Source organism: Paenibacillus sp. FSL K6-2862, from assembly GCF_038005125.1.
In the GTDB taxonomy this organism is placed as follows: Bacteria; Bacillota; Bacilli; order Paenibacillales; family Paenibacillaceae; genus Paenibacillus; species Paenibacillus illinoisensis_A.
In genome coordinates this window covers 2,673,732-2,699,320 of record NZ_JBBOSN010000001.1, presented here as the reverse complement: position 1 = coordinate 2,699,320, position 25,589 = coordinate 2,673,732, and the positions used below count along the sequence as shown (strand labels likewise).

18 protein-coding genes are annotated in these 25,589 nt (G+C 48.3%); 7 read left to right on the top strand and 11 right to left on the bottom strand.

Annotated features, from left to right (window positions below):
• Positions 1–19 precede the first annotated feature (19 nt).
• From MHB82_RS12505 to MHB82_RS12475, 7 genes are all read right to left on the bottom strand, one after another.
• Positions 20–931, bottom strand: a complete 912-nt coding sequence (locus tag MHB82_RS12505) for a hypothetical protein (RefSeq protein WP_341174803.1) — start codon at positions 929–931, stop codon at positions 20–22.
• Between the two features lie 73 nt (positions 932–1,004).
• Positions 1,005–1,745, bottom strand: a complete 741-nt coding sequence (locus MHB82_RS12500; protein WP_095358427.1) for a polysaccharide deacetylase family protein — start codon at positions 1,743–1,745, stop codon at positions 1,005–1,007.
• A 397-nt stretch (positions 1,746–2,142) separates the two neighbouring features.
• Positions 2,143–2,646, bottom strand: coding sequence for a ferritin (locus tag MHB82_RS12495; protein WP_095287527.1), 504 nt, complete (start codon positions 2,644–2,646; stop codon positions 2,143–2,145).
• Positions 2,647–2,837: 191 nt separating this feature from the next.
• Positions 2,838–2,957 (bottom strand): hypothetical protein, encoded by a 120-nt coding sequence (locus MHB82_RS12490; RefSeq protein WP_017688846.1) that lies wholly within the window; start codon positions 2,955–2,957, stop codon positions 2,838–2,840.
• 93 nt (positions 2,958–3,050) lie between these two features.
• Positions 3,051–3,308: a YolD-like family protein gene (locus tag MHB82_RS12485; protein ID WP_110822460.1), complete on the bottom strand. Its 258-nt coding sequence runs from the start codon at positions 3,306–3,308 to the stop codon at positions 3,051–3,053.
• Between the two features lie 155 nt (positions 3,309–3,463).
• Complete coding sequence (locus MHB82_RS12480) at positions 3,464–5,155, bottom strand: DUF11 domain-containing protein (protein WP_341174802.1); 1,692 nt, start codon at positions 5,153–5,155, stop codon at positions 3,464–3,466.
• Complete coding sequence (locus MHB82_RS12475; RefSeq protein ID WP_341174801.1) at positions 5,152–11,871, bottom strand: DUF7507 domain-containing protein; 6,720 nt, start codon at positions 11,869–11,871, stop codon at positions 5,152–5,154. Before MHB82_RS12475 ends, MHB82_RS12480 begins: the two co-directional genes overlap by 4 nt.
• Before the next feature lie 221 nt (positions 11,872–12,092).
• Between MHB82_RS12475 and MHB82_RS12470 the strand changes: the two genes are divergently transcribed.
• Entirely contained in the window at positions 12,093–13,217 is a 1,125-nt protein-coding gene (locus MHB82_RS12470) for a GGDEF domain-containing protein (RefSeq protein WP_341174800.1), read from the top strand.
• A gap of 86 nt (positions 13,218–13,303) precedes the next feature.
• Here MHB82_RS12470 and MHB82_RS12465 read toward each other — a convergent pair whose 3' ends face one another.
• Together MHB82_RS12465 and MHB82_RS12460 are read right to left on the bottom strand one after the other, a co-directional pair.
• Positions 13,304–13,825 (bottom strand): hypothetical protein, encoded by a 522-nt coding sequence (locus tag MHB82_RS12465; RefSeq protein ID WP_341174799.1) that lies wholly within the window; start codon positions 13,823–13,825, stop codon positions 13,304–13,306.
• Between the two features lie 27 nt (positions 13,826–13,852).
• Positions 13,853–15,526: a diguanylate cyclase domain-containing protein gene (locus tag MHB82_RS12460; RefSeq protein WP_341174798.1), complete on the bottom strand. Its 1,674-nt coding sequence runs from the start codon at positions 15,524–15,526 to the stop codon at positions 13,853–13,855.
• A gap of 320 nt (positions 15,527–15,846) precedes the next feature.
• Between MHB82_RS12460 and MHB82_RS12455 the strand changes: the two genes are divergently transcribed.
• Genes MHB82_RS12455 through mnhG form a run of 6 tightly spaced genes read left to right on the top strand, consistent with a single transcriptional unit; the run spans position 15,847 to position 21,752 of the window.
• The gene (locus MHB82_RS12455) at positions 15,847–18,798 is read left to right on the top strand and encodes a Na+/H+ antiporter subunit A (protein WP_341174797.1); all 2,952 of its coding nucleotides are present in this window, start codon (positions 15,847–15,849) and stop codon (positions 18,796–18,798) included.
• Between the two features lies 1 nt (position 18,799).
• The gene (locus MHB82_RS12450; RefSeq protein ID WP_095358434.1) at positions 18,800–19,138 is read left to right on the top strand and encodes a Na(+)/H(+) antiporter subunit C; all 339 of its coding nucleotides are present in this window, start codon (positions 18,800–18,802) and stop codon (positions 19,136–19,138) included.
• Positions 19,131–20,609, top strand: coding sequence for a Na+/H+ antiporter subunit D (locus MHB82_RS12445; RefSeq protein WP_095358435.1), 1,479 nt, complete (start codon positions 19,131–19,133; stop codon positions 20,607–20,609). The genes MHB82_RS12450 and MHB82_RS12445 overlap by 8 nt, the downstream gene beginning before the upstream one ends.
• 6 nt (positions 20,610–20,615) lie before the next feature.
• The gene (locus MHB82_RS12440; protein ID WP_095358436.1) at positions 20,616–21,092 is read left to right on the top strand and encodes a Na+/H+ antiporter subunit E; all 477 of its coding nucleotides are present in this window, start codon (positions 20,616–20,618) and stop codon (positions 21,090–21,092) included.
• Positions 21,092–21,376: a Na(+)/H(+) antiporter subunit F1 gene (locus tag MHB82_RS12435; protein ID WP_095287537.1), complete on the top strand. Its 285-nt coding sequence runs from the start codon at positions 21,092–21,094 to the stop codon at positions 21,374–21,376. The genes MHB82_RS12440 and MHB82_RS12435 overlap by 1 nt, the downstream gene beginning before the upstream one ends.
• Positions 21,360–21,752, top strand: a complete 393-nt coding sequence (gene mnhG / locus MHB82_RS12430) for a monovalent cation/H(+) antiporter subunit G (RefSeq protein WP_110822468.1) — start codon at positions 21,360–21,362, stop codon at positions 21,750–21,752. The genes MHB82_RS12435 and mnhG overlap by 17 nt, the downstream gene beginning before the upstream one ends.
• 95 nt (positions 21,753–21,847) lie before the next feature.
• On the opposite strand, the gene MHB82_RS12425 is transcribed toward mnhG, so the two are convergent.
• Together MHB82_RS12425 and MHB82_RS12420 are read right to left on the bottom strand one after the other, a co-directional pair.
• Entirely contained in the window at positions 21,848–22,867 is a 1,020-nt protein-coding gene (locus MHB82_RS12425) for an alpha/beta hydrolase family protein (protein ID WP_341174796.1), read from the bottom strand.
• Between the two features lie 285 nt (positions 22,868–23,152).
• Complete coding sequence (locus tag MHB82_RS12420) at positions 23,153–25,357, bottom strand: MMPL family transporter (protein ID WP_341174795.1); 2,205 nt, start codon at positions 25,355–25,357, stop codon at positions 23,153–23,155.
• Positions 25,358–25,589 lie beyond the last annotated feature (232 nt).

Genomic DNA, 25,589 nt, shown 5'->3' with positions numbered 1-25,589 from the left:
CTATTTCATTAACGTATATTTATTTGACTGATGCTACCATACCCAATGCGTTATTCGGCACCTGGTTCGTTTGCAGCTGATGAATCTGCTTGCCTTCCTGCCATGAAATCGTGACATTCACCGTTTCCCCACCACTCGGATATTCCACGTTTACGAAGCCTTTATCCTTAGGAGCAGGCAGTGTATGTGATTCCAGGTACTCGACCATTTTCTTGGCAATTCCCGGATTGTTCATCTTATCTTCGGAAACCGATCGGATCTGCAGTGTCCATCTGCCTTCCTTCCAGGTTAGATACTGGCTCCCTGCGGCACCTTCGGCCATGCCTTTGATTCCATGTCCAAGATCAACTGACATTTCATCGGGAATGTTGTCCAGATCCGTATCCGGGAAAATCCCTGTACTATCCGGGTCCTTATAGGTTTTCACTTCATAGGAAGCGAGCACATCTGGTGCGTTTTTGGAAGACGACAACGAAGCATCATTGACCGGAATGGTCTGATCTACGGAATAGAAATTCACTTTGAAAGCATCTGACGAATTGACTGGAATGGCTGCTGCAAGATGCTTACCTTTATTCAGGGCGAATGATGTCGGCAGAACAGCATCCTTCATCTTCAACTGGCTGCGAATTTCCTGAAGGACATCGTTCATGCTGGATTGCCCTTGTGTTTCGGTTGTTTCGCCCCCGGAAGTACTGGTGGTACCCTCTGAGTTATTTTCATTATTGGCCGTGCCTGCTGCCGCATTGCTTCCTTCTGAAGTGTTTGAAAAATCGGCCCCCCCGCTCCCGGATTGTGTTTGCTCTCCTGAAGTCGAAGTAGGTGTATTGCTTGCCTGTGACGTATTGTTATCCTGTCCTCCACAACCTGCTAGCGCAAGTAACACAGCTGTGGTAACAGGAATGATGACCCAACGTTTTTGCTTTTTCATGATGATAACCTCCTCGATGTCTTTATTTCCAGTGAATTATGTTTCATTATTAGTTCCATAGAGTGTAACTAGATTAACGTTTATCGTTCCAGAAGTTAACCGGCTGTACTTTTTTGGTCAGTACTTTGAACTGGTATCCTTCTGCTTTCAATGTTTTTAGCAATTGCGGAAGCACTTTTAACGTCGCTTCCTGATCATGCATGAGCACAACCGGTGTTGTACCACTCTTTTGGACCGTGTGGATCTGCTTCATTACACTGTTGTAGACCTTTTGGTGATCTTTCTTGTATTTCCAATCTTCAGAGTCCACATTCCAATCCCAGAGGTGGAATCCACCCTGAGAAAGTAATACTTTACGGTAAGACGATTTGAGATATGGCTTACTGCCATACGGTGTACGGACAAGACTTGTCTTCACTCCGGCAACTTGGTTCAGCGTCGTATTCGCCTGCTGCATTTCCTTCAAGCCGCTATATGCCGATTGATAAAACTTGCTAGGAACGTGTGTCATACCATGAAGTCCCAAGCCATGCCCATCCGCAACTATACGTTTCGTTGCTTTTTGAAATTGCTTCATTTCCGGTCCGAGCATAAAGAATGTCGCTTTGGCATGATACTGATCCAAGATATCCAGCAGTTGTCCTGTATGGGCTGTAGGCCCATCATCAAACGTAAGATATATGATCTTCGCATTCGCTTTTGCTCCAGTAGAGCTTGAAGCACTTGGCTTCGCGGATACCGACTGAGGTAGCAGGAGTGGAATCATAAGTAAGATGGCGAGTGCAGCAATAAATGACTTTCGAATATGTAGCATAAATATAAATCTCCCTTGTGTCTCGTATTTCCCCGGGTGTCTTCGAATCTCTCATTGCATCCCTTGGCGATAATCCTAATACTAGCAAAAAGGACAGGCCTCATTCTCGCTTCAAATGCTACGTTCGAGTTACACTTTTGTCAGATTAGCCAAGGAAATAAAACGAAATTGATAGATTTGTAGTGAAAATCATACCCGTCAGGATAGATCTTTTTTGACATATGTTTCATTAACCTATTTTGAATGATCTGATAGATTTAAGTTAGAAGTTGTTCCTTCTTTGATCAATTAGATCTAAAAAACACAGCAAAAAAAGCCTACACAAAGGCAGACTTTTCATATGTAGAACGGTATACTCCATGAACATGGAATACGTATTACTAATTTGCTCTCGCTATCACTCCGCAGGAGCGGTGAATGAACGTTTACCGAACTCAGCGTCAAGCATGTAGAAAGCATTGCTGTCTTTTTCAATACGGCGCAGCTTCTGAATGATGCTGTCAAACAACGCTTCTTCCTCTACCTGCTCATCAATGAACCATTTCAGGAAATACATTGTGGCATGCTCGCGTTCATTCAAGGCAAGGTCAGCCAGATTGTAGAATTTTTTCGTGTTTTGCTGTTCATGTGCGTATCCGTGCTCGAACACATCCAGCATGGAAGTATACTCATTTTTCGGTTCTGGCAAAGCCTCCAGTGTCGCGCGTTGTCCGCGATCATTCAGGAACTTGTATATTTTCATGCCATGGAATCGTTCTTCTTCAGCCTGTACAATGAAAAAATTCGCGAAGCCGTCCAGACTTTCACTGGAACAGTATGCTGCCATCGCGAGGTATACATGGGCAGAATAAAATTCAAAGTTCATCTGTTGGTTCAATGCTTGTGTTAGCTCTTTACTCATATTCGACACACCTCATGCTTTCTCTAGGAATGCTCCTATTCTATCATAATGAACGTTCGACTGACATGGATTATCTACCTAATCGGCCAATGAACGAATTTATGTTCTTCATATGAGATGTGCAGCGAATCAGAATAAAAGAAAGCTCTGCCGGAATGGCAGAGCTCTCTTCTTTCATTTGGAGAAATGAATTATACCAAGAACGCTTTGGAGATGATAACCAACAGGATGAACAGAACCAGAATGGCACCTACAGAAGTGAAACCTCCGTATCCGTAGCCTCTTGTTTCTCCACCTAATACTTCGCTCATTGACCGTACCTCCTCTGCAACAGGTATGGGATATCTTATGCAGGAAGAACGGGTTTGACCGGGCGAATGCCCTATTATTTAAAATTGCACTTCTTAATAACGGGGAGATTCCACCCGCATGATATCGAGAAAAGGTACTTTTGCCATGAACTCCTCTTCAGTGTACTCTACATGTACCAACCGAGTACGGGAATCCAGCTTAACAATAACCCCTTGCACCTGCTCTTCTTTCCCCCATACCGTCAACAGCACTTCCGAACGCTCATGATACGCTTCAACCAATTGATTCCCCAGCTCTTCCAGCTCAAATTCATCCCGGGTAGGTCTTTTTGCAACTTTTGCTTTTGCCAATGTGGAGCCTCCTCTACAGCTAATCCGACGTCCCGATTCCACGGGTTGTTTGCCGAGGGCATATTCAATTAGTATACCATTCATTTGCGTTCGTGTAATGTCATGGAAGTCATTTGGAGCAAATTTCCCAATTCATCACTGTAAGTGGATTGACGTTATTCATCACGGTACTCGATTACAATCGTGTACTCGTTCGATCGAGCTTCACCGCTTCTTCTCTGTCCGTTCAGTTCATAGGTGTAGAGGGCCGTCAGGAAACCATTCAGCGTTCCCGTTTCCTCTGGCGATAGCTGCGCTACGTAAGAAATATTTTTCTCCGCACCCGGGGCCAGTTCTCCCAGATGCAGAACCCTTGGCGAAGAGTATTCGGGTATGTTCCATTGAACTTGATCTTCCGCTTGACCGCGCCATTTGGCTCCAGGTGGAAGAACGCCTGTCAACTGTACACGAGCAGACAGAGAGCCTGTATTCTCGACGCGGACCTGAAAAATAACGGATCCTCCCTGCTCGACTAAATTGGGATTTACTTCAACGTGGACCTTAATCATTGGGCTCTTCAGGTAGACTGTTGCTTCGTTGGAAGCGGCCATGCGCTGCACCGTTCGTGAATCAGGCAATCGATACGTATACAAGAGACGCGCCTGGTTAACCAGCTCGAATGATTCAGGCACCCCGGTCCCGTGTTCAATAATTTTGGCTTCAAATTGAATGTTAATGACAGACCGTGCAGTCAATGTTCCCAGGCTAACGCCTTTGACCGGATTGGCCCCGGGCCGCTTGACTCCATTCCAGCTAAGGCTCCCCTCCACAAAAGTCATGCCGGCTGGCAATGAATCTGACACCCTGGCATCCACCGCATAATTGCTTTCATTCGCTATGGTAATGTCATATCTTATGGTGTCATCTACTGAGGCAACTACTGGATGTACCCTCTTTTGGATCGAAATAAAAGGCTGGATGACTTCAAGTGTAACTTCGTTGGAATAAACGATCTCCTGCTTGCCTGCAGAAGTATACTCCAGCACCGCCTGACTTGGAATGCTTTCAGCATCTCTTACCGAAACAACCTGTACCCGATATTGAATGGTAACCTTACTTCCGGGCTCAATGTCACCGATCTCTATTCCAGAATCCGGGGTCATCTGGGGGGCGAACATTCCGTTAATTACAACACTTGCAGGAATAAACACAAGGCCAGGAGCCAAAGCGATGGTCACCTTGGCACCTGCAGCTGTCAGAAATCCAGGATTGCTCACAACGACACTGTACAAAACAATATCCCCTGAAAAGGTCGGGATATGGTCCGACTGAAGGGCAACCTCCAGACGGGATGAGGCCAGAGTGACCTCAACCGTATTGGATAGTTCTCGGCCTGTAACCGTCCTGCCTTCCGGTGTTAGAAATTCATAGTTAACCTGTGCCTGATTGAGCAGCTTCAATGTCGGAGGTAATCGCACGATGGCAACTTGAAAGTGGTAGCGCAGTGTAGCTCCCGGCGTAACCTCTGCAGGAGGCAGCCCAAGCTGAGGTGATGCACCGGGTAATGGAACGCCATCACGAAGTACACTATTCGGAAGCAGTGACGTATCTTCCGAGAGCGGATCTACTACGTATACGATGGCACTTCGATTACCTGAATTCGTAATCTCAATCTGGTAAGTGAGCGACTGTCCCAGTGCAGCAACAGTGACATTGGCTTCCTTTCTTACTGCAAGTCTGGGTCCAACCCATGGTGTAACAACGGTATTAGAGTAGGCCACCTGTTCCAGTTCAGTCGTACCCGAGCTGAACCGAACCAGGGACTGATTCTGTAGCCAGTGGGACAACGGACCGGAGGACTGGCTCATATCACCACGACCTCTACTCTGAATGTAACCGTAACCGAAGCGCCCGCAGCAATCGATCCGAGCGTTATTCCCGTATTCGGATTGCCAGTTGGTCTTGCCACTCCATCCACCGTTACACTTCCCGGTACAAACACCGTTCCTACCGGCACAGGGTCAACCATGACCACATTATTGACCACTTCAATACCAGCGTTTGTAACAACAACCGTATAAGTGATTACATCACCGACAACAGCATCAATGGCGTCTGTGCTTTTGACAACCGTCACGTTAGGTGCAGATACTGGAATGACAAGGACGTTGGAAGACACCGTACCCGTTAACTGACGGCCATCCGGCGGACTAAATGTATAATTGGCGACGGCTTGGTTAGTCAACCGCTGATCTTGCGGCAGCGAATCCACGGTAACTTCAAGGGTAACGGTCACATTAACGGACCCCCCTGGCGGTATGGTGCCTACAACAATGCCTGTTTCCGGATTGGCTCCTGGCTGCGGAACACCATCAATCAATACACTGTTTGGAAGAAGCACAGCCCCATCCGGAATGTCATCCGTTAAGGTCAGATTGGCAGCCAGATTTCCGCTGTTGTTAATGGTGAAAGAGTATACGATGGTGTCGCCGATCGTTGCATTGGATGTATTGGCCGTCTTCGTTACAGCTATGATCGGTTGATAAATTGGGGTTACTACGATATTCGAATATGAAGCACCAGAGAAGACACCCGATGTGAAACTTACGGCAGACTGACTGCTCACAACAGGTGGTGTAGGCAGCGTATTGACTCGTACCGCATAGGACACTGCTGCAGATGCACCTGGAGCCAAAGTTCCAATAGCGATACCCAGCGCAGGGTTAGCCGAGGCACGCGGAACACCGTCTACCAGAACACTTCCAGCGACAAATGTGGTGGCTGGATCGATGGGATCGGTTAGTACCACATTGTTAACAGGTTCGATCCCATTATTGGTCACAACCATTTGATATACAATCGTGTCGCCGACCACTGCATCTACCGCCGTTGTTGTCTTCGTTACGCTCACATCTGGAGCGGAAACCTGAATGTTAAGGGAATTGGATGTTAAACTGCCCCCCAGTGTTCTTCCGTCTGGCAGCGTATACGTAAAGGTTGCAGAAGCCTGATTCGTTATCGATTGACTCAACGGAAGAGTGACGATGACAACGGAGAACATAACCATGGTTGTTGTTGAAACGACCCCAAGCGGAATGCCTGAAGCCGGATCGGCACCCGGTACAGATGCACCATTGACGATAACACTGTTGGGTACAAGTTCGGTTCCGGCAGGGATCGTATCGGTCAACGTAACGGAGGCTCCGTAGTTCCCGGCATTGGAGATGGCGATGCTGTACACAACGGTATCCCCTACCGTGGCTATCGCCTGATCTCCCGTTTTGACAGCCGTCAGAATCGGCTGGAACACTGGTGTTGTAACTGTATTGGAGAACGTGGTGGCTGAGAACGCCCCTGATGTAAAGCTGACCGTGGATTGATTGTTCAAAACCGCACTTGCAGGGAGAGCTGTAACCTGCACACTAAAAACAACGGTCACGGTAGCACCAGGTGCGATGGAACCAATGGTAATTCCCGTTGAAGGGTTAGCACCGGGGCGAAGAACCCCATCCACAAATACGCCTGTTGGTGCAAGAACGGTGCTTGCCGGTACCGCGTCTGTGAAGACTACATTATTGACCGTCGCAATTCCGTTATTTGTGACTGCTACGCTGTATGTCACAATATCGCCAACCGATACCGACGTTGATGTCGTTGATTTCACCACATCGACATCCGGAGCCGACACGGTGATGGTAAGTACATTGGACAGAACAGAGCCTGTAATCGTCCGACCGTCCGGCAATGTGAAGGAAAGAGCCACCGAAGCCTGATTCACCAGCTGCTGCGGAGACGGCAGCGTATCGATAACCACAGAAAAAGTAATGGTTGTTGTCGCACCGGCAGCGACAGTGCCTGCCGAAATGCCTGTGGCTGGATTGGCGGCTGGCAGCGGCTGGCCATTCACAATGACACTGTTCGGAACAAGAATGGTTCCCGCCGGGATATTGTCCGTCAGGTTAATCTGGGCCCCATAGTTACCCGTGTTGGAGACAGTGACCGTGTAGCTAACGGTGTCACCTACGGTGGCGTTCTGTGTGCTTGCCGTTTTGGTTGCAGAGAGAATGGGCTGGAATACCGGCGTGACCACCGTATTGGAAAACGTCGTGCTTGAGAATGCCCCTGAAGTAAAACTGACTGTGGATCGATTACTCAGCTGGCCGCTTGGCGGTATCGCATCCACACGGATGCTGAAGGTTACGGTTGCGGACGTTCCTGGAGCAAGCGTGCCGAGTGATATCCCTCCTGCCGGGTTGGCTGCAGGTTGTGCCACGCCATTCACCGTCACACTGCCTGTGACAAAGGAGGCTCCGGCAGGAATCGGGTCCGAAAACTGAATATTGTTTACAGGAGCGATACCACTGTTTGTTACCTGAACGGAATAAGTGACGGTATCACCTACGGCAGCCGCAGTTGAAGGTGTACTTTTAACGACAGCAACATTTGGAGAAGAGACCGGAAACGTCAGCGTATTTGAGGTGGCTGTTCCTGTCAACGTACGTCCGTCCGGAGGTGTGAAGGTAAAGGAAGATGTAGCAAAGTTGCTAAGCTGCTGCGGAGATGGAAGTGTATCCACAACCACAGCAAACGTGACAACCGCGGTTGCTCCAGCGGCAACAATGCCTACCGGAATACCCGTTCCCGGTGTCGCTCCAGGCTGCGGTACACCTGATACCACAACACTGTTGGCTACAAAAGAAGTCGCAGCAGGAATCGTATCTGTGACGGTAACATTGGCCTGTAAATTGCCAGTGTTACTTACAGTCACCGTGTATACAACCGTATCACCTACGGTGGCATTGACTGTATTGGCCGTTTTGACAAGTGAAATCTGCGGTTGGATAACCGGAGTCTGTGTCGTATTGGACGAGGATGACCCCGAAAATGAACCGGATGTGAAGCTGACCGTCGACTGATTGTTAATCTGCGAAGGGATCGGCATGGTAATCGTCACCTCAAAAGTTACGGTAACCTCAGCTCCTGGAGCCAAAGTACCGATTGGAATGCCGGCGGTCGGATTGGAGAGCGGGAATGAAGTCCCGTTCACAATGACGCTTCCGGGTACAAATGGGGTATTCGGAGGAAGAGGGTTGACATATACCACATTGTTAACTGCTACGGTTCCGTTGTTGCGAATAACAGATGTGTACCTGATGACATCCCCGACTACGCCGTACTCTACATTGTCACTGTTAACAATCGTTACATTGGGCAGAGAGACAGGAATCGAGATGGTGTTGGATGACGAGAATCCGGCAATCGTTCTTCCACTTGGAAGTGTGTAGGAGAATGAAGCGACCGCCTGGTTAGTCAACTGTCTTGAATCTGGCAAGCTCGTGACCGTTGCGACAAAAGTAACCGTTGTGCTTGAGTTCGCTGCAATGGATCCCAAACTAATACCTGTTGCCGGACTTACACCTGGCGTAGGTACACCATTAATGATGACACTGTTCGTACTGAAAACAGCTCCCGCAGGAATCGGATCTGTCAAAGTAACCGAAGCGGCGATGTTACCAGTGTTGTTAATCTGAATGCTGTAATTAAAGGTATCGCCTACCGTCAGATTGGTTGTACTTGCTGATTTCACTACTTGAATGACGGGCTGAAATATGGGTGTACTAACTGTAACCGATGAAGAGACACCATTAAAACTGCCCGACGTAAACGCTGCGATGGCACGGTTGGTCACTGATCCTGTGGATGGAACAGACATCACTCTGGTTTGGTAGGTCACGGTGACGCTGCTTGAGCTGTTCAGGGTTCCGATAGCAATGCCCGAGACCGGACTTGCACTTCCGGAAGCTATTCCATTAATGGTGACACTGCCCGGCACAAACTCCGAGCCGGTCGGCGTATCCGAGATCACCAGATTTTGGACCGCACTAATTCCCGCATTGGTCGCAATAACGGTATAGGTAAGGATGTCACCTACCGTCGCATCAGGTGTGTTTACCGTTTTGCTAATCGAGATATTCGGGGCCGATGCAGGTATGCGAACGATATTGGATTGACTTGAGCCTGAAAGATTCCGCCCACTCGGTAGTTGGTACGTGTAAGTTGCAGTACCCTGATTCTCCAGTGTTGGCGGAGATGGAAGTGTACTTAGTGTTGCGCGAAACACGACCGTTGCCGTGGCTCCTGGCGCAAGACTGCCCAGCGTTATTCCGGTTAAGGGGCTGGTTCCCGGACGCGCAGTACCATTCACCGTTACCGAATTCGGAACAAACGTCAGTCCTGCAGGGATGGTATCGGTTACCGTAACTTGAGCTGCTATGTTTCCGCTGTTTGTTACCACCAGTGTATATGCAAGCTGATCTCCCAATGTTGCATTCGTTTGACTCGCCGACTTGTTGATCGCAATGATCGGCTGGTACACAGGTGTAGTAATCGAATTGGAGTTGGAAATGCCCGTAAAGGCACCTGAACTATAGGACACAGAAGCCCGATTAAGCAGTGAGCCTGATGCAGGCAAGGATTGAACCGTAACCTGAAACGTCACCGTCGCGGAACTTCCTGCAGTTAATGTTCCAACAGATATGCCACTGTTTGGATTAGCCGATGCAACGACAGTGCCTCTTACGGTCACACTCCCCGGAACAAATATGGTTCCTGAAGGGAGAGCATCCGTCAGAATTACATTGTTAATCGGCTGAATGCCACCGTTCGTGGTAACCACGGTGTAGGTGAACGTCTCCCCTACGGCTACGTCACTGACGGAAGCGGATTTAACCGCGGTGACATTGGGTAATGTCACCGGAATCGTCAAGGTGTTCGATGCTACTGTTCCTGTTATGGTCCGTCCGTCAGGCGAGCTGAACGAATATGAAGCAGCAGCCTGATCCACAAGGGTTGGCGGTGTTGGCAAGCTTGTGACAAGCACTTGAAAGGTGACGGTATTGGCGCTGCCTGCAGCAAGGCTGCCCAAATTCACACCCGTCGCCGGATTGGCGCCTGCAATGACATTTCCGTTCAGGCGAAAGCTGCCTGCTACATACGAGCTGCCACTTGGGATGTTATCTGTCAATGTGACGTTCGCTGCAACATTCCCTCCGTTATTTACCTGAAGCGTGTACGTTACCGTGTCACCCACCGTGGCATTGGTGGTACTCCCCGACTTCACAATGGACAGGTTCGGTGAATATACAGGAAGTGTGGAGTTGTTGGATGGAATTACACCTGTTATGGTTGGACCTCCTGCCACACTCTGAAACGTAAAAGCTGCATTGGCCGAATTCACAAGCTGCAGGATGCTTGCATCCTGTCCGATAAGCGCCCGGTAGGTTACAACAATACTGCTGGACAGGGCTAATGAACCCAGCGGAATGCCTGCGGTTATATCCAGTGTTGGACGGGATACACCTGCAACGGTGACGCTCCCAGGAATAAAAGTTAGTCCAGCAGGCAACGAGTCCGATAGCACTACACTGGCGGCGCTGGCCGTACCTGCGTTGGCAACCGTAACCGTATAGAGAATGCTGTCCCCTGCTACCGCACCGGTGGCCGTTGATCCCTTCGATACGGTAATTCTTGGTGCATTAATATCGACCTGAATGGCATTGCCGTTAACGATATATGCATCTCCCGATGTAGTTAACGTCAACACGGCTGAAGATTGATTGTTGATCAGTCTGGCTGACACATCCACATTGGTTATGTCCCAGCCCTGTCGTCCGCCAGAAATGTTGGAGCCTGGTGCACCGTTAATCTGGTTCCGGGTTCCAAAGGTTCCTGTCGTGTTAAGTGCTCCAGTGTCTCCGTTAATTTGGGATGCAAAAAAGTTGGCAGCCAGGTTGTTAGGCCCTGACAAGGCAACCGAAGTCGCCGACGTTGGTCCAAACAGCGCCTGGTCTCCGGTCCGATTCGCGTCTCCTTCCTGCGCACTGAAAAGCGCTCTTCCTCCGAGCGTGCCAGAGATTGGAGTCGCAAATCCGGTCAGTGTGGTCACCACCGGCGCTGAAGACGCTTGGACAAGCACCCCGCCTGCCCGGAGCGACATGTTTCGGAAGGGCAGATTCGGATTTTGATAAATGACTCCTAGTGTCCAGCCTGCATGGTTGGCCGTTGCATCATTGTTGATAACAATCGTTCCCACGACTGCTCCGGTAATATATGTACCCGCTCCCCCACTTTGTACCAGTGACGTAACATTAGCCGAACGCACATATCCGGCAGCGCCGTTCCCAAGGTCGAATTGATTGTATGTCGCCGGGTCCGGAGTAACGCTGGATGACCCTGCGGGTGTGATGAAGGTGACCGGATTGTTAATGGCCGCACTCAGGTTTACGTTGCCATTAATATAGCTTCCGCCCCAGATCAACTCTGCGTATAGAACGGTACTGCCTGCAGGAAGGACGAGTATGGCAGCTGAGCTGTTGCTCTGATACAAGCTTGTCGTACCTGCTGGATATGTCCCATAAGTCAAGGCCGTATTGGTTGTTGTGAATGCCCCAATACTGTCCTGTGTTCCTGGTACCCCTGCCGTTTCAGAACGACTCAAACCAAGTGTATTGCCTGTAAATGTAATTGCTCCCGTAGCGTTGACGGTTGAACGAACGACAAGAGGAATAGAAATCACCTCCTTCATCAAGGATTGTAATCATCGTATGAGACGGAGCCTTGTATCAGTCTATGAGGTTCATTCCGAAATTTGTTTGTCCCTGTGAAAAGTTTCTGCTTGGGTTCTGCGTTTATGTCACTTTGTTTACACCCATTTAATTAACATTTGCGTTTTGCACAATCTGTTTTATAATCAACTAATACGAGAGTCATTCTGTCGTACCATTATGATGCAGTCAGCGGTGATATATGAAGAGTTTGTCTACACATAGCAACCATATTCCAACAGAATATGAATTCAAGCATTCCAAATGGATCAAAAAAATGCTTCATGCTTATTGGGTTGTTGTAATCACACATTTCGTGGTTCAAATCGGCTGTTTCCTGTTCCTGGACTATGATCGCACTCCAGAGGATTTCATCATTCATGTTCTAATCTGGCCCACAGCCTCAGGTGTTGCGTCCATTTTGATTGCCAGCTGGATTGACCAACGCTTCAATGCCTTTTCGTTCTATGCCATGTCAGCAGCCAGCACGGTTGTTGCCTGGACGATCATTCATGTCAATTATGACATTCGAATTATTCAAGCGATCAGCCTGCTGCCCATCTTTACGTCGGTTTTGTTTTTTAGCAGGAAACGGGTCTGGACCGCATGTTTGATGCAAACAACGGGTTATGTTTTGGTTCTGTTTGATTCAGGCTATCGTTCCTATCTGACTTCCTTTGACATGGTCTCCATCCCAGCCTTTCTCATTGTCGGTACATATGTAGCTCAGGTCATTGTCACAAGTGGTGTTGAGGTATTGGATGATCTCAAGGACAGCATGTTAGCCAAGCAGGAACTGATTGTACGAAATGCCATTATGACCAAGCAGTCCAAAACCGATGGGCTTACCAATCTGTATAACCAGAGCTCTTTCAAAGACTATTACGATAAAGCATATGAGTATGCCAAGAGCGGTATGAGCCTTCATTTGGCACTCATTGATATTGATGATTTCAAATCAATTAATGACACCTATGGTCATCGGGTGGGCGATATCATTCTGGAGAAAGTTTCGCATGTTATTCAGAAGAACATCACTTCAAGTGATATTGCAGCCCGTTATGGCGGTGAGGAATTCGCATTGCTTATGTTTGAACAGTCCTTCGATCAGGCTTATGCTCTCGTGGAACAGATTCGTCAAAAAATAGCCCTGATGGGCCATTTGGAACTGGAGGGGAATTCCATCACCGTAAGTGTGGGACTCAAAAGTTTCAATGCCCGGCTGACCAAAGAAAAGCTGTTTGAAGAGGTGGATGCCTGTCTATACGCTGCCAAAAGGACGGGTAAAAACAAAACCGTGACTTCCATTGACCTTGTTGAGGTTTAGTGAATACAAGAGACATCAAAAAAAGTTGTACCGCACACCGAATTCGGTTGTGCAGTGCAACTTTTTTTACATCTAGAATATTCGTCTTACTCGGCCCATTCCCAGCGATGGGCATACTGCTCCAACTTGGGATGAAGTGTACCCGGCTGGCCATCAATAAGCAGACGAAGTTTCGTAATCCAGTCCTTGAACGAGTCGAACGATGCAAACAGATTCGCCATTTCAGAGGTGAGGTACAGAAAATGAGGCGCCGGATATTCAGCAGTCAGATGACGCAGAGCCGAATCCATTGGTGTGTACTTCTTCCTCTTGCCTTCCAGTCCCTCCACCTTAATGCGGTACTCCGTATGATCTCGTTTCCACTCATGCAAGCGGTCCTCTCTCTTATAATACGGCAGTACCCCCTCCTTGCTCATACGCTTAACCGTGTTCTCATGCAGCGGATAAAGGACCAACTGCGTAAATGCGCGCGTATCTGAAGTGACTGCTGCATGTTGAAGTTGTTCATCGGTCACATGCTCGAATGAATCGTAGAAAATCAGTGTACCTTTCCGGCTTGCTGCAGGCGGTTCGTAACCGTACGGAACCGATGTATAATTTCCAGACATGATATTCCTCCAGTCCGTCATCAATTCTTATTTGTTTTGGGTATCCTGCTCATCCTGCTCATCCTGATCTTTGTTCAAATCCACATAGAATGTCATTTTATTCTTGCCCGAACGCTTCGATTCATACAAGGCTTCATCTGCCATACGGATAATTTCACTCGGATTGCCGCTGTTTGTCGGATACTCGGCACCACCGATACTGCATCCAATATGGATCCGCTCATATTCTATGATAAATGGCTTATTCAAGCTCTGGATAATCTCATTCGCATAAGCTTGTGCCTCTTCTTTTGGATTAGCCCCAATGGAACGGAGTACAATGAGAAATTCATCGCCGCCCAAACGAACCGTAATTCCCTTGTCGTGGCTGAGGGCCATTAAACGCTGGGCCACTTTTTGAAGCAGGACGTCTCCGGTTTGGTGTCCAAGGGTATCATTCACACTTTTGAATCCATCCAAATCCAGATAGAGGAAAGTCAATGTGTGATCCGTACTCTCCGTCTCAAGTGATTCCTCCAAATAAACTTCGAGTGCTGTCCGGTTTGGCAAACCTGTCAGTTGGTCGTAATGGGCCAAATTCTGCATAAAAACGAGTTCCGAGTCTTTATTGGTGAGTGCGGTTAGCATGCCCCTGAGCGAGCGGCATAACACTTCGATCTCCTTAATCCCCCTGTTCTCCGGAATCTGCACCTCATTACCTGCACGAAGTTGGTCTGCCACTTTAGTTAATCGAGTAATTGGCGAAGAGATCAGGCGAGAAAGCAACCATCCAATGAGCGCAAATAATACGGTAACGGCAAGCCCCGCCCAAACGTTGAACCATAACATATCGGATACGGAAGCAAAAGCCGTTGATTTGAGCTGGCGAACGACAACAGTCCACCCGAGACCGGGATAATCCAGATGACCCTGGCTGTATGCGAGTCCGGTAACATATTCCTTACCGTCAGCCCACTTCTCTATGGACCAGCTCGTCTTGTTGATCTCCGCTGTTTCCGTTCCGGACAACTTTAACGGTTTGCCAATCCATTCGTCAGGACCAAGCAGCACCGTATGTTCTCTCTTGCTCACAATAAACAATTCAATGTCCTTTTCCCGGTATTTCAAAGGCTCGAGGACGCCTTTCTCCACTTCTTTAGCCCATTCCCAGCTTAAATGCGCAGCCAGTACGCCAGCAATCTCACCATTTTTATATTTCAAGGGAAAACTGATATCGACAAATTGCAGTGGTTCTCCGGTAGGGTTCGGAAGCAACTTGGCTAGAAGCACTGCGTTATGTACGTCTCCAATAAACTTACCCTTGATTCCTTCCTGATACACAGGCCGTTCAGATAAATCTTCACCGCGCAATATGCCGTCTGTTGAGGCAAGTACTTTTCCTTTTGGATCCATGAATCCAACCCAGGAGAATGTGGGAAAGCTATTCTGTAGCTGATTCAGCAGCATCTGTATATCAGCAGGCTCGAAGCGATCTTCAAGTGCAGCCATCTGGCCAAGAAGCTCCAGTTCTCCGGAACGCGCCCACATGAAGCGATCCAGCTTGTCTGTTGTCTGAGAAGCCGTGCTGGTCAGCGAGTGACCAATCTCCGTTTCAACAGCGACCGCTGATTTTTGACTAAAAATATAACCGATCGTTAATGTCACCAGCAAGGACAATATGGCGAAGGTCACGGTAAGTATCGTTCTGAGTTTGTAAGACATGTTGGCCTCCAGTAATCGGTGAAACCATCTTGCTTTTTCAACACGAAATATGCTGTAAAGGGCACACGGAATGTCACCTATTCGTTTTCATCTTTATCGGAATTAATGACCTGTTTTATTATACATGCCTTTTGCATTATTCGATTCCATTTGCTCCGTCAAAACAACCGTGTTTCTTCCATTCAAAGAATAGTCACGATTCTGTATATACATACTTGGGTTATGAATATAGAGAGCAAGCATATCATCCAATGATGAGATGATGATTCAGCATGTCTGTCGTACAGAGAGAACTTCAACTAGAAATTGGGGGTGTAATATTGAGCCTGCTTCATCTTGCTGTTATTTTCCCTTTTGCCATGGGGATTTTGCTTACGATGCTGAACCGCTTTTTCCGTAGAATACATATGGGGTGGCCGGTTCTTATTGTTCCGGCACTGTTGTTCGGTTATTTTGCAAGCCTCATACCTTCCGTGTCTCAGCGAAATATGATATCCGGTTATGTGCCTTGGATTCCGTCACTTGACATTGGATTTAATCTATATCTGGATGGCTTAAGCCTGCTGTTGACACTACTTATTACCGGGATCGGAGTTCTGGTGGTGTTTTACTCCATCTACTACATGGACAAAAAAGAGGATTTGAACCGCTTTTACCTGTATTTGCTCATGTTTATGGGGGCCATGCTGGGCGTTGTTCTGTCCGATAACATGATTGTATTGTACGGATTCTGGGAACTTACAAGTATCACGTCATTCTTGCTAATCGCGTTTCATTACAAACGCAAGGCTTCAACTTCAGGCGCTCAAAAGTCGTTTTTGATTACCGTGTTTGGCGGGTTCGCCATGTTAGCGGGATTCATGATGATGTACTTGATGACTGGAACGTTTAGTATCCGTGCAACCATTACGGAATGGGGACAGATTCAGGATAGTGCATTATTTTTGCCTGCACTGGTGCTGATTCTGATCGGGGCATTTACCAAATCCGCGCAGTTTCCCTTCCACATCTGGCTGCCGGATGCGATGGAAGCTCCGACCCCCGTCAGTGCATATCTGCATTCGGCCACAATGGTTAAGGCTGGCTTGTACGTTATAGCCCGCTTCACGCCCATCTTTGGGGGAGAGGGAACCTGGTTTTGGCTGGTCACTGGCGTAGGTCTTCTGACCTTATGTTATGGATCATTCCTTGCTGTGAAGAAGAACGACCTGAAGGCTATTCTCGCATATTCCACGATCTCACAGCTTGGATTAATCATGTCCCTGCTTGGCGTCGGCTCCGCAGCACTCTACTTCGGATATGGCGATTCCTCTGCCGTTTATACGGTTGCAATTACAGCAGCCCTGCTTCATCTCTTCAATCACGCGACCTTCAAGGCAGCGCTGTTTATGGTCGTTGGCATTGTTGATCATGAAACGGGTACACGCGATATTCGCAAGCTCGGAGGACTGGCTTCCTTTATGCCAATCACGTTCACTGTAGCGCTTGTGGGAGCACTTGCCATGGCGGGTATTCCGCCTTTCAACGGTTTCTTAAGTAAAGAGCTGTTTTTCCAAGCCATGGTAGAGGTCACACATCTGCGCATCTTCGGACTTGGTTCGTGGAGCATCCTATTGCCTGTACTCGCTTGGCTCGCCAGCGTATTTACCTTAATCTATGCGCTGATCATCGTGTTCAAAACGTTCCTCGGTAACCGCCGAACGGAGCTTCCAGCGGAGAAGCTGCATGAAGCTCCGTTGGGTATGCTGATTCCTCCGGTAATCCTCGGTGTACTTGTCATTACATTCGGACTTTTCCCGGATCTGCTGGCTGGATCGCTTATCGAGCCGGCGATGGCCTCCGTGCTTCCAGCACTGCTGGACGGAAACGAGCATTTTGACGTTCACTTCTCCTTATGGCACGGAATAACTCCAGAATTAATCATGACCATCGGTGTCATTATTCTTGGTATCACGTTGTATAAACTGTTACCTCGCTGGAGAAATGTGTATGAACATTACCCGCAGGGCCTGACCATTAACAATATGTATCACGTCATTCTGGATAATGTGCAGCATTATGCCCGCAAATGGACGGAAGCTTACATGAATGGATCTGTCCGCAATTATCTGGTGTACATCTTCTCGTTCACCGTTGCACTGCTTGGCTATGCCTTTTTCCGCTCAGGCGAGAATATTACCTGGAATTTCAAGGGGCATGCTCCCTTCTCATTCTATGAAGCGGTGCTGCTTGTCGCCCTGATTGCTGCTGCAGTCTCCATTCCGTTTGCAAAAAACAGGCTCTCTGCGGTCATTATGACGGGTGCTGTCGGGTATCTGGTTACGCTGCTATTTGTATTGTTCCGTGCACCCGATCTGGCATTAACCCAGATGATTGTGGAGACCGTATCGGTTGCGCTGTTCCTGCTGTGCTTCTACCATCTGCCTGAGCTTCAACGTGGACGGTCCAGCCGCAGGTATCTCAGCGTAAACATGATTGTTGCTATTGCGGTGGGTATCGTAATGACCTTCGTAGCTCTTGCTGCAAGCGGAACAGCTTCGCTGGAGAGCATCTCCAATTTCTTCATTCAGGAGAGCTATGACCTTGCAGGAGGTAAAAACGTCGTCAATGTACTGCTCGTAGACTTCCGCGGATTTGATACGATTCTGGAAATCATGGTGCTGGGGGTAGCCTCACTATCCATCTACTCCATGATTAATCTGAATCTTGAAGCCAAGGATCTCGGAGCGCGATTGAAATTCCGCAAAAAAGAAGAAACCAAAGATAACGATAATCTGGATGAAGAAGCCGATAATACGAAAAAATATGGCAATCAGGAACGCAGCTCCTCCACCTGGGATACCGTTCCCTTACAGAGTAACGATGTGCTGCTGCAAACGACGACCAAAGTAGTCGTCTTTATCATTTTGACGTTTGCGCTGCATTTGTTCTTCGCGGGACATCATAACCCCGGTGGCGGTTTCATTGGTGGACTGGTCACAGCCGCTGCACTGGTCTTGATTGCTCTTGCATTCAGTACGGATACGGTACGCAAGGCGCTGCCCATTGATTTTCGTACGTTGACGGCTGTTGGATTAGCTATTGCCCTGTTGACGGGGGCCGGCTCCTTTTTATTCGGGGTTCCCTTCCTCAGTCAGACCTTCGGTTATTTCGAACTTCCTTTGCTGGGAGAGACGGAGCTTGCGACCGCGATGCTGTTCGATCTCGGCGTGTATATCGCTGTCCTTGGTGTCACCATGACCATCATTCTACAGATCGGGGAGGATCGCTGATATGGAAATATTGATGTGCGTTGCCGTTGGCATACTATTTGCCGTCGCCGTCTTTTTAATCTTGTCACGGAGCCTGCTCCGAATCGTGTTAGGCATGTCCATCCTCACGCATGGGGTGCATCTGCTGCTGATTACGATGTCACGTCTTAAGACAGGTGCTCCTCCCTTGCTGGGAGAAAATGCAGAAAGCTATGTCGATCCGCTGCCCCAGGCGCTGATTTTGACTTCCATTGTCATCAATTTCGGGCTAACTGCTTTCTTCTTTGTTCTGTCCTACCGCTCTTATCTAAAATTGAGAACGGACGATATGGAAGAAGTAAGGGGGCGCCCATATGAATAACCTTGTGGTTCTACCTTTGCTTCTGCCGCTAATTACAGGTGTTATTACCATACTGTTTTTCCGTAAAGTCCGCATTCAACGCATCGTCAGTGTCATTGGGACACTATTGACCGCTGCTGCATCAACCGTTTTAATTACACAGGTCGCGAGCTCGGGCGTACAAACCCTTAATATGGGCGGCTGGGCTCCACCGTACGGTATCGTTCTGGTAGCTGATATGGTATCTGCACTGCTCGTTGTGGCTGCTTCCATCATTGCTCTGGCATGTCTGCTGTATGCTTTCCGAAGCATTAACCAAGAGAGGGAGGAGCATCATTTCTACGTCTTCTTTCACTTTCTGATTGCAGGCGTGAACGGTTCTTTTCTGACAGGCGATCTGTTTAACCTCTTTGTCTGTTTTGAACTGATGCTGATCTCTTCCTACGCACTAATTGTGCTGGGAGGAACGGAAAGACAGCTTCGTGAAACGATCAAGTATGTCCTGATCAACATCGTTTCTTCCGCTTTGTTTGTCGCCTCCATCGGCTTCCTGTATTCGGTAACAGGCACGCTGAATATGGCGGACTTGTCCAATCGGATTGCCGAGGTGGGTCAGAGTGGTGTAATTACTCTGATTGCTGTCCTGTTTCTCATTGTGTTCAGCATCAAAGCCGGTCTGTTCCTCTTCTTCTGGCTATCAGGCTCCTATGCAGCTCCGCCTGCCGTAGTAACGGCTTTGTTCGCCGGATTGCTGACCAAAGTAGGGCTGTATGCGATTGTGCGCACATTCACGCTCATTTTTTATCATGATCCGGATTTCTTCAATGCCTTAATCGGCTGGATGGCTGGCGCAACCATGATCCTCGGGGTAATTGGCGCCATCTCCTATCGTGACGTGAACAAAATTTTGGTCTATAACGTGGTTGCAGGTGTCGGGTTTGTGGCCTTCGGCATGGCCGCTGCAAGTCGTCAGGCTCTGGAAGGGCTGCTCTTCTACATGCTGCATGACATGTTGATCAAAACGCTGCTCTTCTTGCTGGGAGGTGCCCTGATCGCCGTTGCGGGTACGTCCAAACTTGAAAACATGGGTGGATTGCTCCATCGTTATCCGCTGCTTGGATGGATGTTCTTCATCAGCGCACTTGCCCTGGCAGGTATTCCTCCATTCAGTGGTTTCCCGGGTAAGCTGCTGCTCTTCGAGGGTGGCTTGCAGGCCGGCCTATACGGTCTTACAGGAATTGCGGTACTCTCCAGCCTGCTGATGCTCTACTCGGTCCTGCGCATTTTCATTCAGGCCTTCTGGGGCGAACCGCCAGCAGGTATCGTTAGACGGCCTTACGCGGTAAACGGACTCTTAATCCCTGCAGGCATCCTGTTCATATTTATTATCGTCATGGGCTTGGGGGCTGAAGGAATGTTTCAGCTAACCTCCCGCGCAGGCGACATTCTGCTGCATCCCAATATTTATATTGATGCAGTATTGAAGGAGTAGATGCTTATGGCCTTTCAGATCATACTAAATCTTATCATTGCCTTTGTATGGATGTTTCTGAACAATGCCTGGAATGGCATTGGTTTTCTTATTGGTTACCTGCTCGGTCTGCTGTTAATCGGGAGTATGCGGCGGTTCTTCCCCCAGCGCTTCTATATCGTTCGAGTCTGGGCCATCATGAAGCTGCTTTATCTGCTGTTCAAGGAATTAATACGAGCCAGTATTGAGGTTATACGCCAGATTATCAAGCCCAGGCTTGAAATTCGTCCTGGCATTTTTACCTACCGGACTCAATTGTCTTCCGATTGGGAGGTTACCTTTTTATGCCTGCTCATCTCGCTGACACCGGGATCGTTACCACTTGAGATATCTGGGAATCAACGAAAACTGTTCATTCATGCACTGGATATCAAGGATGAACAAAAAATGAGGGATGATATCAAAAATACGTTTGAAAAAGCCATTATGGAGGTGACGCGATAATGCTATCCTCAATGTTATTTATATCCCTGCTTGTACTGTCCTTGGCCATCCTGGGTTGCTTGTACCGTGTGCTGCGCGGTCCTTCCATGGCTGACCGGATTACGGCCCTGGATACCATCGGCATTAACGTCATCGCCATTGTAGCTGTGCTGTCCATGATGCTTCACACGCAGGCCTATCTGGATATCATTCTGCTGATTGGTATTCTTGCTTTTCTCAGTACAGTCGCATTCGCACGTTATATTGAACGGGGGGCGGTATTCAAAAATGAAGGAGATCGTTAATGGAACCGCTGAAATTGCTATCGGTCTGATTGTTCTGTGCGGAGCTTTACTGAGTGCACTTAGCGCCTTTGGACTCATACGATTACCAGACGTTTACCTGCGTGCGCATGCCGCGACTAAAAGTACAACACTCGGTGTGTTTTGCGTGCTCATCGGAACATTTTTCTTCTTTTGGTACTTCGACAACTACATTAGTGCACGCGTACTTCTTGGCATTGTGTTTGTCTTTATTACCGCTCCGGTTGCCGGGCATCTGAATGCGCGCGCGGCATATCGGACAGACGTTCCACTCTGGGAACAGAGTGTACAGGATGAGCTTGAACCGCTGCTCAAAGGTAAAAAAGTCAACCATGAGGCCAAGGATATGATGGAATGATGAAAACCAATTCGATTCCTATTAAAACAACCCCGCAGCAAACGCACCAGTGCGTATTGTTACGGGGTTGTTTTTGGGTCCAGTGACGCAGTGAATTATAAAAACCTGTCCAGCCAATCATACGCCTTGGCACCACTGATTTCGTGCCCGCCTGCAAAGAAGTCGGCACCCAAAGCATCCAGTGCAACCTCTTGTGCATAGATCTCCTCCAACCTGGTGAAAGCTTCTCTCGCCGCGGACTGCGGAAATACCCGATCGTCCTTTCCTGCTTCAATGAATAATGGTCTTGGCACGATCAGTCCGATAATATCCGGCAGCTCCGCTTCCCGCAAGATGCCTGGAATGTAATTATCAAGACAGTGGTTCCGGTCCAGAATACTTGCTTGAAAGGTACTGGCATATCCGCTGATTACCGCAGCCTGGAATCTTACATCCAGCGCAGCCGTAAAGGCCGCAACGAGCCCTCCACCCGAGATGCCCATGATTCCAATCCTCTCTGCATCAACTTCAGGGCGGGTAGACAAATAATCAAGCACCCTCATCGTCTCGTAGACACGATGTCCGGCCAGTGTATGTCCTGCCATCAGCAGATGAGCTGCAATCTTCGTGCAGGAGCTAATTCCTGACGGTTTATCCTTATCCTCTTCCAGTCTTCGATCTCCGAATCCGAGCAATTCTGGAGCGGCAACCATGTACCCTCGCTGCACCAGGGATACGGCAAAATCTTTATGCAGTCCGGGTGCTGCCGCTCGCGGTGAGCCGTCAGGCTCCATACCGCTTATCTCCCGGCTCCCATATCCATGGCCATGACAGGCAATCATGGCAGGCACAGGTGTATTTGTGTTACTTAACTCATTAGGAATCAATACGTAAATTGGCATTCGCAAGCCTGCATAGGTCGTTATTTCCACGCGTTCCCTCACGTAACCCTCGCAGGCAATACGCTCCAACACGACAGCATTCAGCTCTGCATCATCAGCCGGAAAACTACCAAGTCGTGCACGTATTCTTGAACGCAGCTGTTCACTCCATTGTTCCAAAGGCTGTCCTGCCTGATATGCATAACGTCCGCGTTTAGTTGTTTGTTGTTGCAGATAAGATTCAATCGCAGTCATTAATGGTAAACCTCCTTGTTCATTCACTGCACCAATCCATATGGAATAAAACATAATAAATGAACTATACGAATCAACATCCGTACTATTTTCCAGTACATTATAGTGCAAGCCCATGGCCTATGAATTTAATATTCATGCCGCATTACCCCAAAACCCTGCTATTCTTATGAAAAAAGAGACATTCCCCTAGCCTGCAAAAGCAGACTTCAGGAATCTCCCTTTATCATCTGATGGCTACCTTATAGGAACATTTTGCAAGCTGGGTAATCAGAACCATGCTGATCAAGCGTTATGTTTTTGTCCTGGGAGCCACCAATTCCATTTTCCCATCAGTTTCATTAGTGCTGGCACGAGCAGCAAACGAATGACTGTGACATCAATGAGCACCGCAGCAGTAATGCCAACGCCAAGCTGCTTCACTCCTTCCACATCTCCAAAGGCAAAAGGTATAGTCACAGCAAGCAGAATGGCAGCAGCCGATGTAATCAGTCGACCTGTTGAAGCAAGTCCCTGCATGACCGACTGGTCACTATCTCCTGTCAGACGATACAACTCCTGTATCCGGCTGAGCATAAATACGCCATAGTCCATTGAAATACCAAAGACAAGTCCAGCGATAAACACCGGAATCATGATGGCAATCGCCGAGGGCTCCATCCCCAGATGTCCCTGATTGAAGACCAGCACCAACACTCCAAAAGAAGCTGTCAGGCTGAGTATATTCATCAGAATCGCTTTGATTGGAATCAGCAGCGAACGAAATGCCATTAGCAGTACAATGTAATTAGATACGATTACGAAAACCAGCACCTTGGGCAGCTGTCCCAAAATTTCCTGCATAATCTCAACTTGGGAAGCAGCTTCTCCGCCATACCGAATAGGTACCCCCTGAGCGCCTTGTTGCGCGTCCCTGTCATTCATTATGTTCAGCCAGTCTGCAGCCTGTTCCGATCCGGGATCTCCCTTAATGGTCGCCACCAGACGAATAGCATCCTCAGATACGTATGAGGAGAGAAGCGAATCGTGTAAGATCAGCTCGCTGCTCACGCCTCCAATCGGCGAGGTTCTGTTCTGTCCTGGCCTGTACTTCCGATCCATTCCCCAGACGGATTCAATCTGAAGCACATTTTCATCCTTTTGCAATTCCCTTACCTTTCGAAGCGCCGTGTTCCAGTGTGATGCGGTTAACCTCTCACCCGTTCCTCCAATGAGGATATCGACGGAAGCGATGTTCTCCTGAGCGAAAACCTGCTGCACCTTCTCTGCAGCTTGCCTGGATTCTATTGTTGCTGGCAATGAGGTTGCATCTGGAATCGCCAACTCCAACTGCTGAACCGGAAGCAGACAGAAAAGCAGAATGCCTGTACCAAACAAGGTCATGCGTATCGGTTGTTTCATCACTGCGCCAAACCAGTGAAGCCATATCGAGGGTTTACGCGGCGGCGTACGGATTGAAAAATGGTTTTTTCGTTTAAAAATCCGCTGCGCATAGAGGGTAAGAATGGCTGGCAGTAAGGTCACATTGATTAACACGGATATCATCAGCACCGTCATGGCACCAAGCGAGACACTCAGAAACATGGGGAGTCTGATCCAGACCAGCGACAACAGGCCAAGCAGCACACAAGCGGCAGAAAATAAAACAGCCCTTCCGGCTGTACGCAGTGTCCTCTGGATAATCTCAAACGAACTATGCCCATGATCATGCGGAGACAATTGCATCTCATCCCTGAATCTGCTTAGAATGATCAGCGCAAAATCGATGCTTAACGCCATTCCCACCATCGGTATGACATTAATAACGAAATTCGAAAGTTCCACGTAATGCCCCATGAGAGAGGTCAAACCCATGGCTGTGACCACACCGACGATCCCCATAAATACGGCAACAAGGGCCGCATATAAACCTCGAAAAGCAAAACACAGAATAACCAGGGCAATTGGTAAGCCAACGAACTCCGCACGCTCCAGATCCCGAAAGCTCAATTGATTCACATCCTGCTGAACTACGGGCTTACCGGTTAAACGAATCATTCCTTGATCACCAGCTGTATTCAGGGAACGAAGCTGCTCAATGGGAGCATTCATCCGGTGCGCCGGTACACTAAAATCCAGGAGTGCATATGCCGTACTATCCCGCATCATTGCGCTTCTTCCAGCCTCAAGTGGAGAGATTATGGTTGAAATATGGGGCAGCGTGGCTACCTCTTGCAAATGTCTGTTGACCCAATTCCGAAATTCTGCTGGAGAGGTGCCTGTCTGCTTTTCATAAACGACAATAATCGGATCATCCGGTATTCCGAAGTCATCCTTAAGAATACGCTCAATATGATGTGCATCTCCATGAATCCGTTTCAACCCATGATCCTGAAGAACGCCGGGCAGATTCCATGCCCATACGGCAGATACCCCGATAATAAAAACCCAGCTGATCATGATGAACCGTGGATATCGGCCTATGAGGTAAGCAAGGCTGCGATAACCCATATCCAAGCTCCTCTTCTATCAGATTGGCATTTCATTCTTCATTTATGATGGCTAGCAGCGCCTACAATACAATCAAGTAACACACCAGAATAGTACAAGTCTATTCAACCCAGAAGAAGTTTATGTTCAGCAAACAAGGAAAGACGGACAAGACCTGCACGTTCGCACAGGTTGTCCGTCTTGATTAATCGATTTAGATAATTAACATGAGGATCTCATATGAAAAGATGAA